Raw genomic sequence first — 11,458 nt, forward strand, 5'->3', positions numbered from 1 at the left:
CCATGTGAAACACACGCCTGCAGCGCACGCCGTCGCAGCCTGGCGGCAGCGCCGGGAAGGTGTTTTCGGGGGCACAAAAAAACCACCCTCGCGGGTGGTTTCCTTGTAACGCTGCAACTCAGATCAAGCTGAAACCTCTTCCGCCTCATCATCCACCACCACGGCCTTCACCGCATCATGACGACGGATGTACTTCCAGTCCGACTCGTCAATGTAGATGCCGTTAGGCCCGCTGCCGCCCTCCAGGTCGATGGCCACGTGGGCCGATACCTGTGGCTTCACGCTGGCCAGGATAGGCACGAAGCCCAGTTGCTGGCTGGTTTCCAGCAGCGCCGACTGGTTGCGCTCATCGATGTCTGCTGCCTCGTCCAGGTAGTAGGGCAGGCGAATGCGACCTGCCAGGTCACGGTCCATCAAGTGCAGCAACAAGTACATGTTGGTCAGCGCCTTGATGGTCATGGTCGTACCGTTGGACGCCGCACCGTCGATGTCAGTGTGGATAACCGGCTGGCCGTTGACCTTGGTGATCTCGAAGGCCAGTTCAAACAGGTCCTTGAGACCCAACTGGTTATGGTTGGCGGCTACCAGGCGGGCCAGGTATTCCTTGGCCTCTTCGTTCTTGTTGTCCTGCTCGGCGCTATGGCTGAGGTCGAACACCGACAGCGTTTCGCCTTCTTCGTACTGGCCAGCGCTGTGGATAATCTGATCGATGTGCTTGAGCGCGTCCTTGTTGGGCGCCAACACGATGCGGAAGCTCTGCAGGTTCGACACCTGACGCTTGTTGATCTCGCGGTTGAACAGCGCCAGCTGGTGTTCCAGGCTGTCGTAGTCGCTGCGGATGTTGCGCAGGGTACGGGCGATGTCCGTGACCGCGGCGCGGCGCGCCTTGGCCAGGGTCAGGGCTTCTTCGCTGCGGTGATCATAGGCGTTGATCAGCAATTGCAGGCGACGCTCCATGTCGTCTTCGCTGTCGAACTTGGCCACACCCTTCAGGCGCACTTGCGCGTACAGGGCGTCGATCTGACCGTCCACGCGCTGCAAGCCCTGCCAGCTGTCCTGATAGTCATTGAGCAACGGCAGCAGGTTGTCCATGGAGTCGTCCACCGCTTCCATGAACGGCGTACCGAACGGCAGGTCGGCCGGCAATAGCTGGCGACGGCGCAGTGCGTCGTCCAGGGTGCGCTGCTTGGCCTCCATGTCGGCGATCTGACGGCCCACCAGTTGCAGCTTGGCGGACAGTTGCTGGACGCGTTCGGTGAAGGCGTCGCTGGAACGCTTGAGCTCGTCCTGGGCTGCTTCCATCTGCGCCAGTTGTTCCATCTTGTCTTCTTCTTCGGCACTCAGGGTCTGGGTGCGGCGGAAGTCTTCCAGGGCTTTCTGGGCATCGAGCACCTGCTGGTAAAGAGCTTCGGTCTGCTCCTTGCTGGCCGCGCGGTCGGAAGCCACGGCCTGCTGGGTCTTGAGCTGCTTGAGCTCTTTGTCCAGGCGTTCCTTCTGGTCGCGCAATGCAGCACGGTCAGCCAAGGCCTGCAGGGCAGGGGGCTCGATGTTCGAAAGGTCGATGGAGATGCCGGGCACTTCGAAGCGCTCGCCCTTGAAGCCATCGAGAATGGCCTCCAGGGATTTCACCCAGGCATCGCCATCATCCAGGGCAATACCTTGCTCGCTCAGCGGCAAGCTAAACAGCGCGCTGTTGAACAGGCGCATCAGGCGTTCCACGTCCTGCTGGGAGAACTCTTCGCGCAGGCGGGCGTAGCTGTTGTTGTCGGCGTGGTCGAGCTGTTGTTTGACCGACTTCAGGCGTTTTTCCAGGTCACGCAGACGCTCTTCCAGGTCCTCTGCGCTGAACTGACGCGACTGGGCCAAGGCACCGGCCAGTTCGTCGTGGGCGTCTTTGGCGGCCAGTAGTTGCTGTTCCAGCACCTTCACATCGTTGACCAGCGCAAAGCGATGCTTGAGCACCGTCAGTTCCCCCAGCCAGCGCTGCACGCCGGTGATCTCGCGCTCCAGGCGCATCAGCTCCTGGGTGCCTCCACGCTGGTTGTTCTGCAGCGAGTCCTGTTCCTTGCGGTAGTGCTCGGACTGGATGACCAGTTCTTCCTTGCGCGCCCCGGAGTAGTCCTGCCAGGTACCCAGCAGCGAATCGAGGACGGGCGAAATGCGATGCAGCTTGCCGCGCAGCACGTCACGCTGACGCACGCCGTTGGCCAGGGCTTCCACCAGAGGCCCCGCGGACACCAGCGAGTTGTAATCCTGCTCCATGCGGCGCACGTCGCGGAAGGCTTCTTCGCAGGCGGCAATGTAGTCCACGCTGCCCGAGCGCAGGCTGTGCTCGAACGCATCCAGGAACAGTTGCTTGAGCTTGGCCGCAGTGATTTCGCGCATGTGCAGCAGGTTGATGAACAGCGCGCGGAAAGTCTTCAGGCTCTGTTCGCTGGTGGAGCGCAGCGGAATCAGGGTCAGGTCCAGTGGCACGGATGTATGGCCGCCCACCAGCAGGCGACGCAGTTCGTCCGGCTTGAGCTCGTAGGCTTTCAGGCCGTTGCGCTCAAGGTTGGTAAACAGTTCTTTTTGACGCAGGCAGGTGTCGTTCCTTTGGTAGTGGGCCAGGTCCAGTTCACCCTTGTAGGCGAAGAACTGGTGACCGAAACCGCCACCCGGGCCGCGGCCGACCACGCCGATCACGTGCGGGCCGTGGGGCAGGGACACTTCGCAGAGGATATAGCTGGTGTCGCTGGCAAAGTAGAAACGGCGCGACTGCTCAACGCTGTACTTGCCGAAGCTCATGTCCGACATGCGCGCCAGAATGGGGAATTGCAAGGCGTTGATCGAGGCGGACTTGCCCAGGTTGTTGGCGCCGTACACCGACAACGGGTGTTCCAGCGGGAACAGGCCCAGGCTGTAACCCGCAGTGTTCAGCAGGGCGAAGCGGCGAATGCCATAGCGTTCCTGGCTCATGCATCGATCTCCTGTTCTTCGGCAATGGCGCGGGCCAGGGCCTCTTCTTCCGACTCTTCAACGTCGTCGATGACGATGATGTCGTCTTCATCCACCAGCATCGGGGTAGGCAGTGGCAGGTCGCTGTGCAGGCTGGCGGCCAGGTTGCGGTCCTGTTGAACCGACAGGCACACGTCGAGGAAGCGGTGCATGGGCGGCAGGAAGCGGAACACGCCGTTTTCCTCGCCAGCGAAACCCAACTGGGTCATGCGGCGCATGATCTTTTCTTCCAGCTCTTCGGGCGTCTGCACTTCGGCCTGCAGGAACAGGTCGCGGTACTTTTCCAGCAGCGATGGCAGTTCGTCGCGGCCAATGCTGCCGCCGTCGAGCACGGCCATGGGGTCGCGGCCCTGGTCGGCCAGGTGTTCCACCAGGATGAAGGTAAACAGCGACAGGCGCTGGGCCGTCTTGTTGACCTGGGCGGCGGCCTGCTCGGGCACGAAGTAGTAGAACCCGCGGGTGTCGCATACCAGCTCGAAGCCCAGGGCGCGGAACAAGCCGCGGTATTGGTCCTGCAGGTTGGACAGTTGAGCGTACAGCTCCGGGTCGCGGCGGCTGATGTGGAAGCCCTTGTACAGCTCGCGAAAAATCGGTGCCAGCTGGGACATTTCGGACAAATCAAGATTCATGTGCAGTGCTCGCAGAGGGTTCCAGCGGCGCCGGTGGCGGCGTATCGGCGCTGGAAAGCAGGGCGAAGGAGCGCAGGCTGACGCGGTGCTCCAGGGTGTGGTATTCGCGGCGCTCCAGGCGCTCGCGGGCAAAGCGCTTGTCCCGCGACAGGCGCGAGAACCAATACAGCAGTTCGTCGGTGGCGCCTTCGGGTTCCTGCTCCAGCAGCCAGACCATCAGGTCGGGCAGGGGCAATGCGTCCTCGCAGCGTTCGAGCATTTCCTTGACCGTGCGCGGCGCCTTGGGGGCTTCGCCCTGGCGCGTCTTGTGCGCCTTGGGGAACTGCGCCGGCTTGGCTTCGAAGCGCGCCAGGGCGTACACGTAGGCTTCTACTTGGCTGGCACTGCCCAGGAAGGTGCTTTGCGGCCGGGTGAACATCGGCATTGCCGCTTGCGGTACCGCGTCCAGGCCCTTGCGGCGGATGGCCGACAGGGCCAGCGCGGCGCCACGGGTAACGGCGTTGTGACGGCGTGCTTCTTCGCGCAGCGGCAACAGCAACTCGCGGGCATGACGCAGGGTCAGTTGGGCACGGGTTTGCATTTCGAGGATGCGCGCGTGGGTGCGCAACAGCATGTCGTCGTCCACCAGGTGGCCCAGGCGCTGCTGCTCGGTGAGCATGCGCAGCAGCACGTTCTCGACCTTGCGCACGCCCTGTTCGAAGGCGCCGTCGGCGTTCACCAGTTGGATCATGGGTTCGACGTACTCGTCCCAGGTGGCCAGCACTTCGGCGTAGCGCTGACGCAGGGGAATCTGCCGGTCGCTGGTCTTGGCCCGTTCGGCCACGGCCACCAGCGCCTGCTCATCGTTATCGAGCTTTTTCAGCACGTCGCGGATACGCATGTCCAGCAAACGCAGCTGGCGGGCCAGGTCGTTGCCGTCGCGAATGTCGAAGGCGTCCTGGATATGCCCGGCCAACCGCTCCAGGTGGCGCAGGTAGGCTTCGATTTCCAGGCACAACCCCAGGCGGTGTTCGCGGCGCAGGTAGGCGAGGAAGTCGTGGATCTGGGCGTTGAGCTCGAAACGGTTCGGGCTCTTGGCCACCGGCACCAGAATGTCCAGGCGGATCCACACATCGAGCACGGCGGTGATGTCCTGCGGCGTGCTGTCCAGTTGCTGGGCAGCCACCTGCTGGCGAAGTTCGCTCAGGCTCAGGGTGCCCTGGTCAAAGTGGGCGCACAAAGGTTCGAGCAATGCCCAGTGTTCGGCGAGTGCGCGCAAGACGCGCTTGGGTTCGATCATTGGATGGCCGACTCGTTGCCAGATAAAAGGGGCGATTGTACTGCATCAGGTACCCGATCATTGAGCCCCTGATCGACTCGATGCGGGTTTGTAGCGATCAACTGCGGCGCGGCGCACAGAACGGCGGTAGAATTGGCGTTTAACTTATCCACAGATGGTCGCGCTTTGTTGATCGAATCCAGTCGCCGCGCTTACCTGGCAGCCATGCAAGTGGTGCAATGGCTGCCGCGTACCGAATTGCCGTTCGCCGCGCCTTCACGCCCGCAATTGCTGGCCCCGCCAGCCCCGGTCGAGCCGCCGGCTGCCATGCCTGCCCAAGTGGCGGCTGTGGCTGTACCCGTGGCGCGTTCGCCCGAGCGGCCAAAGCTCGAAGTGCCACGGCCTACGCCCAAGGCGGCCAGCAAGGCGGTGGTCGAAGCCGATGCAGCCCCCGTGGCGCCCAAGCCGGTGCAGGTGCCGCCACCGCGCTTCGCCCTGCAACTGCTGCGCGCCGGTGCGTGCCTGATCCTGGTAGAGCTGCCCACCGGCGAGCCATTCCAGAGCCGCGACCCCGCCTATTTGCTGCTCAAGGACATGCTGCGCGCCGGGGGGCTGCCCGATGCCCCGCAAATCATCGGCGAGCCGGTACGTTGGCCGCTGCTGGTGCGCGGCAACCTGGACCAAGGCCCGCAAGCGGCCCGCGACTTTGTCCAGGGCTTTGTGCTGGCTCGTCTGGAGGAGGCGCCCTGCGCCTGCCTGTGGCTGGTGGGCCTGCCGGCCGTGCGTTTTGCCGGCGAGGCCAATGCCGAGGATTACAACCGTGAGTTGCAGGTGGAGGGCCTGGGCACTGCCTGGTGCGTGCCGGGCCTGGAACTGTTGATGGATGAGCCGCAGCGCAAGGCGGACGTCTGGAACGCCATGCGCCAACTGATGGCGCGCTGGAAATCGAATGATGAGTGATGCCGTAACCTTCCGCCGCATGATCGAGGCGGACCTTGAAGCTGTATTGAAGATCGAATACGCCGCCTACAGTCACCCCTGGACCCGCGGTATTTTTCTCGACGGGCTGAAATCCTACGAAATCTGGTTGATGTTCGAAGGCTCGCAGCAAGTGGGCCATGGGGTGATCAACGTAATCATCGACGAAGCCCACCTGCTCAATATCACGGTCAAGCCGGAAAGCCAGGGCCGCGGCCTGGGTTTGCGCCTGCTGGAACAGCTGATGAGTCGTGCCTACGAGATGAACGGGCGCGAGTGCTTCCTGGAAGTTCGCGACAGCAATCGTTCGGCGTATCGCTTGTACGAACGCTTTGGCTTCAACGAGATCGGCCGGCGTCGCGATTACTACCCGATTGCCGGCGGCCGCGAAGATGCAATTGTCATGGCCTGCACCCTGTTCGAATAACCCCCGACCTTGCAGCCTCTGCCGCAGGCTGCGCTAGCCCTGTCATGCGCTGAAGATTTCTGGGGCCAGCGCAGCCTGGCGGCTGCGGCTACACGGGCTTAGCGGCGGTCTGGCTTGCCATCCAGCGGGTCCAGCTGCGCCAGCTCTGCCTCGTCCAGCCCGTCCCCGCCGCCAATGTCATCCTCATCCACCACGCTCAGGCTCACGTCCGCCGCGCGGCCATGCCCTGCCTCGTGGGGCGAGCGCGCGCCGTCTTCATCAATCAGTGTCTCGGGGCTCATGTCGTCGTCAGTGGGTTCGTGATCATCCATCGACGCGCCAGTCATACCCGCTTCACGGGCACGGCTTGGCGGTAATTCGTCCTCGATTTCAGGGCTCGTCAGCTCGTCGCCAATCTTCGCCGTGGGCTCTTCGTCGTCCAGATGCAGCTCTTCCATGGAGCCCATGCGGTCTTCGTTGTCATCGATGGGCGCCGGTTGGGGGGCGTGCATCGGGCGGTGTGACTCGGTCATGGTAATTCCTCATGTTTGGGGCCTTAATAGGGTGGACCCATGGCCTTCATGAAGATTCCCCCTGTATCGTGCCGGCCATCGCAGCAAGTGAGTGACCTGGGGCGTCCGACGCCAGTCATAGCTTGCGCACCAATATCGAGGCTTGAACATGAACGATCTACAGGAACTGATTGATAACAACGCCCGCTGGGCTGAAGCCATCAAGCAGAAGGATCCCGACTTCTTCGCCAAGCTGGCGCGGCAGCAGACCCCGGAGTTTCTCTGGATTGGTTGCTCCGATGCGCGAGTGCCTGCCAACGAGATCGTCGGGATGCTGCCGGGCGACCTGTTCGTGCACCGCAACGTTGCCAACGTGGTGCTGCACACCGACCTTAACTGCCTGTCGGTGATCCAGTACGCGGTGGACGTGTTGAAGGTCAAGCACATCCTGGTCACCGGCCACTATGGTTGTGGCGGCGTGCGCGCTTCCATGCAGGACCGCCAGTTCGGCCTGATCGATGGCTGGCTGCGTTCCATCCGCGACCTGTACTACGAAAACCGCGTGGCCCTGGCTGAGTTGCCCACCGAGGAAGAGCGCGTCGACCGCATGTGCGAGTTGAACGTGATTCAGCAGGTAGCCAACGTGGCACATACCAGCATCGTGCAGAACGCCTGGCATCGCGGCCAACCGTTGTCGGTGCATGGCTGCATCTACGGCATCAAGGATGGCCGCTGGAAGAGCCTGGGCGCCAACATCAGCGGCTTCGAGCAATTGCCGCCGCAGTACCGCTTGCGCCCGGTGGAACCCCAGTCGTAATTACCGCGGGGTAGCCGGCAAGCCGGCTACCCCAGGTTATTTCCATTACAGGCTCGATTCAGGCAACGCCATGGGCGCCTTCAGGGTGTTCAGTACCTTGCTCACCGGCGGCGTCGCGCATTTCTCTTTTGCCTGCTCAGGCGTGTCCTTGCGAACCGTGGTGTAGAACAACTCGCACGTCTGCACCTTGTCCGTCACCTGCCACTTCTGCATGCACGCGCTCAGCGTCGCTTGCGGGTCGGCCTTGGTGTTGCTACCCATCCCGGCTTGCCAGCACGCGGCGCTGAGGTCCTGGCCCATCACCTTCAAGCCTGCCTCGTCGGCTTGCTGCTGGTTGTTGCCATGGTTGGCCGGGTCTGCGGCGTACCAGATATAGCTCGGGTGGTTGGCGCCCAGTACCGGTACATTCTTGCCAGGGTTCGGGCTGATGGTTGCCAGGCCCAGCACCCCGACCGTGGGGCCGTACTGGGTCTTGATCCAGTTCCGCACCGGCGCGCCGAATGCCACCATCGGCAAGGTCTGTCCGGCCAGGTTCTGGGTGACCTGCTTGACCATGGTGGTCTGGTAGTCCTGGAAATAACTGTAGGTGCCTTCCAGGTCGCTGCCGGCCGTGGCGGGCGCGGCAATGGGGGCGATGTCGATGATGGTCTGGTAGCCCGGCGTCTGCTCGGCGGCCACGCCGTTAGTGGTCAGCAGCGCGGCCCAGCGGTCGGTGGTGGCCGAGCGCAGGTAGTCCTGGGCCTGGGTCAGCGAGTAGTCCGGTGGGAAGTGCAGCAACTCCACGCTGCGACGGTTTTCCAGGGCCATGCCCAGGGGCAGGAACAGGTACCAGTTGTACGCCCACTTGCCGTCAGTGTTGAGCTGGCTGGCGCCCTTGTAGGCTAGGTCACCGGCATTCAGCAGCTGGGTCAGGGGCTGGTCGTAGTTGTCCGGCACGCCCTTGAGGGTGGCGAATACCTGCTGGTTGTCAGCAGTGACCTTGACCGTGGCCTTGGTGTAGCCGTCGCGCTGCAGGCTTTGGGTCAGGTAATGCTCCACGGTCTGTTCCAGCGTCCAGTTGCGGAAACAGATGACGTTGCAGTTGTTGGGATAGGCGAACAGCTGCGTGACGCGCGGGGTGCTGCCCAGATCAATCTGGATATCGGCGTGGGCGACACCGGTCAGGGCCAGCGCAGACATTGCGGTCACGAGCGCGGAAGCTTTCAACATGCAGAACTCCTTGTCAGTGGGAGCCCGCATAGTGCGCGACAGCGCATTGGCGTGGAATGCCTCAGCGCAAAAAAAACCGTAGCAGCAACTGTCTTCATGGGAGCGGGCTCTGCCCGCGAAGAGCACGGCGTGGTGGTTCAGATACTTCGCGGTGTTCTTTTCGCGGGTAGAACCCGCTCCCACAGGTGCGCGGTGGTGTCAGGATTAATAGCGGCGCCTGTGACGCGGCCTGGCGGCCGCTGCTACATTTGGGGGATGAAATCTATCTTGATGTTGAGCTTGCTGGTGCTCAGTACTGCAGCTGGGGCCAGCGACGACCGCGACGAAGCGATGTTCGTGAAGTGGTTCCAGCATCATCACACTGTGCGATTCGAGCATTTTCTGGTGCAGCGGAAAATCGACGCGGTGGTGCCCCTTTATCAATTGCTGCGTACTGCCAGTGACTGGCGCGAATGCCACGCCCAGCCATTTGCGTTGCCCCCCGCCAGCCATTGGCCCGCGGTGGAGTCGACGCTGAAATTGCTGGATGCCCTTCGGCAGCAAGGGGTGCTGACGCGCTTCGAGGTGGTCTCCGCTTACCGCGACAAGCGCCTGAATGCCTGCGCTGGCGGTGCCGCCCACAGCGCCCATGCCCAGGCGTTCGCCGTCGACCTTGAATTCCCCGAAGGCAGCGTGGGCCCTCAGCGCCTATGCGATTTCTGGAAGCAGCACGGTGGCGAGTGGAACCTGGGCCTCAGCCGCTACCCGTCCGGGCGCGTGCACCTGGACACCACCGGTTATCGCACATGGGGCGAGGATTACAGCGCACGCACCTCGTACTGCCTGCAGCCGGCCCCAGATCAAGTGCGTTTTTAGCACCGCGACAGCACCCTCAGGCATGACGCCTCATGGCGTATAGGGAATGGGCGTCAGCACCGGCTGGCCAGCAAAAAAGGCCAGCAGGTTCTGGTTTACCAGGCTTACCGTGGCCTCCGACGCCTGGGGCGACAAACCGGCCACGTGCGGGGTCAGCACCACGTTATCCAGCGCCTTCAGCGCCTCTGGTACCGCAGGCTCATCATCGAACACGTCCAGTGCTGCGCCGGCGATGCTGCGCTGCTGCAATGCCTCGATCAGGTCGTGGGTGGCTATCACGCTGGCGCGGGCAATGTTGACCACGAAGCCCTCAGGGCCCAGGGCCTGTAGCGCAGCTTTGTCGATGGCATGGCGGGTGTCGGCGCCGCCCGGCGTAGCGATTATCAGAAAATCGCAGGAGGCCGCCAGTTCCAGGGGCGTGGCGCGGTAGTGGTAGTCCACGTCGGTACGCGGCCGGCGGTTGTGATAGCTGATGGTCATGTTGAAACCCAGCGCAGCGCGACGGGCAATCGCCATGCCCACTGCCCCGAGGCCGAGTACACCCAGGCGCGTGCCCTCCAGCGTGGGGCGGCTGACCTTGCGCCACTCGCCCCGGCGTACCGAGGCATCGGCCTGGGGAATATCGCGTACCAGTGACAGCAACAGGGCCATGGCGTGGTCGGCCACCGACGCGGCGTTGGCGCCCGCGCCATTGGTCACGGTAATGCCGGCGGCATGAGCGGCGGGCAGGTCCACGTGTTCATAGCCGGCGCCGATCACGCAGATGATTTTCAAGTGCGGCAGGGCGGCTATTTCATCAGCGAAAAAACCTAGCGGGCCACGGGTCAGCACAGCGGTAATCTGCTCGGCATGCTCTTTGATCGCTGCCGCGCGCAGCTCGCGGGTGGGCGCAAGGATCAGCTTGAAACCACTGTCCTCCAGGATGTGCAGGTAATCGTTGACGGCTTCGACCAGTACCAGGACCGTTGCGCTCATTAGGTTGCTCCAGCATCGTGAGGTGGCAAGTATGCCGCAACAGGCTACGCCAACGCATGGAGCGATTCCCTGCGACAATGGTCCATGCCTATTCAGCCTTTGAGAGTTTCGTTACATGCCCTGGCTCACTGACCCAGCCTTGTGGACTGCCCTGTTGCAGATTATTGCCATCGACCTGCTGCTGGGCGGCGACAACGCCGTGGTGATCGCCCTGGCTTGTCGCAATCTGCCCCGCGAGCAACGGCGCAAGGCCATTCTGGGCGGCGTGGCGGGGGCGATCGTGCTGCGTGTGGTGCTGTTGTTTTTCGCCATGCAATTGCTGTCATTGCCTTACCTGAAACTGGCCGGTTCGTTGTTGCTGCTATGGATCGGGGTCAAGTTGCTGGTGCATCAGGATGAAGGCCACGGTGATATTCGCGGCGATGTTCACCTGCTCAATGCCATCAAGACCATCATCATCGCCGACGCGGTGATGTCCCTGGACAACGTGCTGGCCGTGGCGGCCGCCGGTGCGGGGAACCTCTACCTGGTGAGCTTCGGTGTGCTGGTGAGTATTCCGGTGATTGTACTCGGCAGCCGGCTGGTGCTGGCGGCCATGGAGCGTTTCCCGGTGCTCATCCAGTTCGGCGGCGCGCTGATTGGCTGGATTGCCGGGGGCATGGCGGTGGCGGACCCGGTGTTGGCGCAGGCGTTGCCGGGTACAGCTGTGTGGCAGCATTACGTGGCCAGCATGCTGGGTGCAGTCGTGGTGTTGGTTGCGGGGCAGTGCTGGAATCGCCGGTTGGTTGCGCGGCGTTCGTGACGCGGCCTTTCAGCCGCGTC

Annotated in this window: 11 protein-coding genes; 5 read left to right on the forward strand and 6 right to left on the reverse strand. The window is 62.9% G+C overall.

Going from position 1 to position 11,458, the window contains the following annotated elements; translation table 11 throughout:
- Positions 1–123: 123 nt before the first annotated feature.
- Genes mksF through mksB form a run of 3 tightly spaced genes read right to left on the reverse strand, consistent with a single transcriptional unit; the run spans position 124 to position 4,905 of the window.
- The gene (mksF, locus tag PMM47T1_RS22040; RefSeq protein ID WP_008373168.1) at positions 124–2,958 is read right to left on the reverse strand and encodes an Mks condensin complex protein MksF; all 2,835 of its coding nucleotides are present in this window, start codon (positions 2,956–2,958) and stop codon (positions 124–126) included.
- Positions 2,955–3,626 carry an Mks condensin complex protein MksE gene (mksE, locus tag PMM47T1_RS22045; RefSeq protein WP_008373169.1) on the reverse strand — a complete coding sequence of 224 codons (672 nt, stop codon included), beginning with the start codon at positions 3,624–3,626 and terminating at the stop codon, positions 2,955–2,957. Before mksE ends, mksF begins: the two co-directional genes overlap by 4 nt.
- Complete coding sequence (gene mksB / locus PMM47T1_RS22050; protein ID WP_008373170.1) at positions 3,616–4,905, reverse strand: Mks condensin complex protein MksB; 1,290 nt, start codon at positions 4,903–4,905, stop codon at positions 3,616–3,618. Before mksB ends, mksE begins: the two co-directional genes overlap by 11 nt.
- 165 nt (positions 4,906–5,070) lie before the next feature.
- Between mksB and PMM47T1_RS22055 the strand changes: the two genes are divergently transcribed.
- Positions 5,071–5,844, forward strand: coding sequence for a hypothetical protein (locus PMM47T1_RS22055; RefSeq protein ID WP_008373171.1), 774 nt, complete (start codon positions 5,071–5,073; stop codon positions 5,842–5,844).
- Positions 5,837–6,289, forward strand: coding sequence for a ribosomal protein S18-alanine N-acetyltransferase (rimI, locus tag PMM47T1_RS22060; protein WP_008373173.1), 453 nt, complete (start codon positions 5,837–5,839; stop codon positions 6,287–6,289). The genes PMM47T1_RS22055 and rimI overlap by 8 nt, the downstream gene beginning before the upstream one ends.
- A 98-nt stretch (positions 6,290–6,387) precedes the next feature.
- Here the strand turns inward: rimI and PMM47T1_RS22065 are convergent, their stop codons facing one another.
- The gene (locus tag PMM47T1_RS22065; RefSeq protein WP_008373175.1) at positions 6,388–6,801 is read right to left on the reverse strand and encodes a hypothetical protein; all 414 of its coding nucleotides are present in this window, start codon (positions 6,799–6,801) and stop codon (positions 6,388–6,390) included.
- 148 nt (positions 6,802–6,949) lie between these two features.
- On the opposite strand from PMM47T1_RS22065, the gene can reads away from it, so the two are divergent.
- Positions 6,950–7,597, forward strand: coding sequence for a carbonate dehydratase (gene can, locus PMM47T1_RS22070; protein WP_008373176.1), 648 nt, complete (start codon positions 6,950–6,952; stop codon positions 7,595–7,597).
- Between the two features lie 45 nt (positions 7,598–7,642).
- On the opposite strand, the gene PMM47T1_RS22075 is transcribed toward can, so the two are convergent.
- The gene (locus tag PMM47T1_RS22075) at positions 7,643–8,806 is read right to left on the reverse strand and encodes a hypothetical protein (protein WP_008373178.1); all 1,164 of its coding nucleotides are present in this window, start codon (positions 8,804–8,806) and stop codon (positions 7,643–7,645) included.
- A 255-nt stretch (positions 8,807–9,061) separates the two neighbouring features.
- Between PMM47T1_RS22075 and PMM47T1_RS22080 the strand changes: the two genes are divergently transcribed.
- Positions 9,062–9,661, forward strand: a complete 600-nt coding sequence (locus tag PMM47T1_RS22080; RefSeq protein WP_043301396.1) for a D-Ala-D-Ala carboxypeptidase family metallohydrolase — start codon at positions 9,062–9,064, stop codon at positions 9,659–9,661.
- A 30-nt stretch (positions 9,662–9,691) separates the two neighbouring features.
- Here the strand turns inward: PMM47T1_RS22080 and PMM47T1_RS22085 are convergent, their stop codons facing one another.
- A complete protein-coding gene (locus PMM47T1_RS22085) occupies positions 9,692–10,636 on the reverse strand; it encodes a 2-hydroxyacid dehydrogenase (protein ID WP_008373187.1) in 945 nt (314 codons plus the stop codon).
- 115 nt (positions 10,637–10,751) lie between these two features.
- On the opposite strand from PMM47T1_RS22085, the gene PMM47T1_RS22090 reads away from it, so the two are divergent.
- The gene (locus PMM47T1_RS22090; protein ID WP_008373189.1) at positions 10,752–11,438 is read left to right on the forward strand and encodes a TerC family protein; all 687 of its coding nucleotides are present in this window, start codon (positions 10,752–10,754) and stop codon (positions 11,436–11,438) included.
- Positions 11,439–11,458 lie beyond the last annotated feature (20 nt).

Source organism: Pseudomonas sp. M47T1 (genome assembly GCF_000263855.1).
In the GTDB taxonomy this organism is placed as follows: Bacteria; Pseudomonadota; Gammaproteobacteria; order Pseudomonadales; family Pseudomonadaceae; genus Aquipseudomonas.

What these genes read in the sequence shown, in the direction of transcription:
- mksF (WP_008373168.1), bottom strand. Translation starts at nt 2,958, where the DNA reads ATGAGCCAGGAACGCTATGGCATTCGCCGCTTCGCCCTGCTGAACACT.
- mksE (WP_008373169.1), bottom strand. Translation starts at nt 3,626, where the DNA reads ATGAATCTTGATTTGTCCGAAATGTCCCAGCTGGCACCGATTTTTCGC.
- mksB (WP_008373170.1), bottom strand. Translation starts at nt 4,905, where the DNA reads ATGATCGAACCCAAGCGCGTCTTGCGCGCACTCGCCGAACACTGGGCA.
- rimI (WP_008373173.1), top strand. Translation starts at nt 5,837, where the DNA reads ATGAGTGATGCCGTAACCTTCCGCCGCATGATCGAGGCGGACCTTGAA.
- PMM47T1_RS22065 (WP_008373175.1), bottom strand. Translation starts at nt 6,801, where the DNA reads ATGACCGAGTCACACCGCCCGATGCACGCCCCCCAACCGGCGCCCATC.
- can (WP_008373176.1), top strand. Translation starts at nt 6,950, where the DNA reads ATGAACGATCTACAGGAACTGATTGATAACAACGCCCGCTGGGCTGAA.
- PMM47T1_RS22075 (WP_008373178.1), bottom strand. Translation starts at nt 8,806, where the DNA reads ATGTTGAAAGCTTCCGCGCTCGTGACCGCAATGTCTGCGCTGGCCCTG.
- PMM47T1_RS22080 (WP_043301396.1), top strand. Translation starts at nt 9,062, where the DNA reads ATGAAATCTATCTTGATGTTGAGCTTGCTGGTGCTCAGTACTGCAGCT.
- PMM47T1_RS22085 (WP_008373187.1), bottom strand. Translation starts at nt 10,636, where the DNA reads ATGAGCGCAACGGTCCTGGTACTGGTCGAAGCCGTCAACGATTACCTG.
- PMM47T1_RS22090 (WP_008373189.1), top strand. Translation starts at nt 10,752, where the DNA reads ATGCCCTGGCTCACTGACCCAGCCTTGTGGACTGCCCTGTTGCAGATT.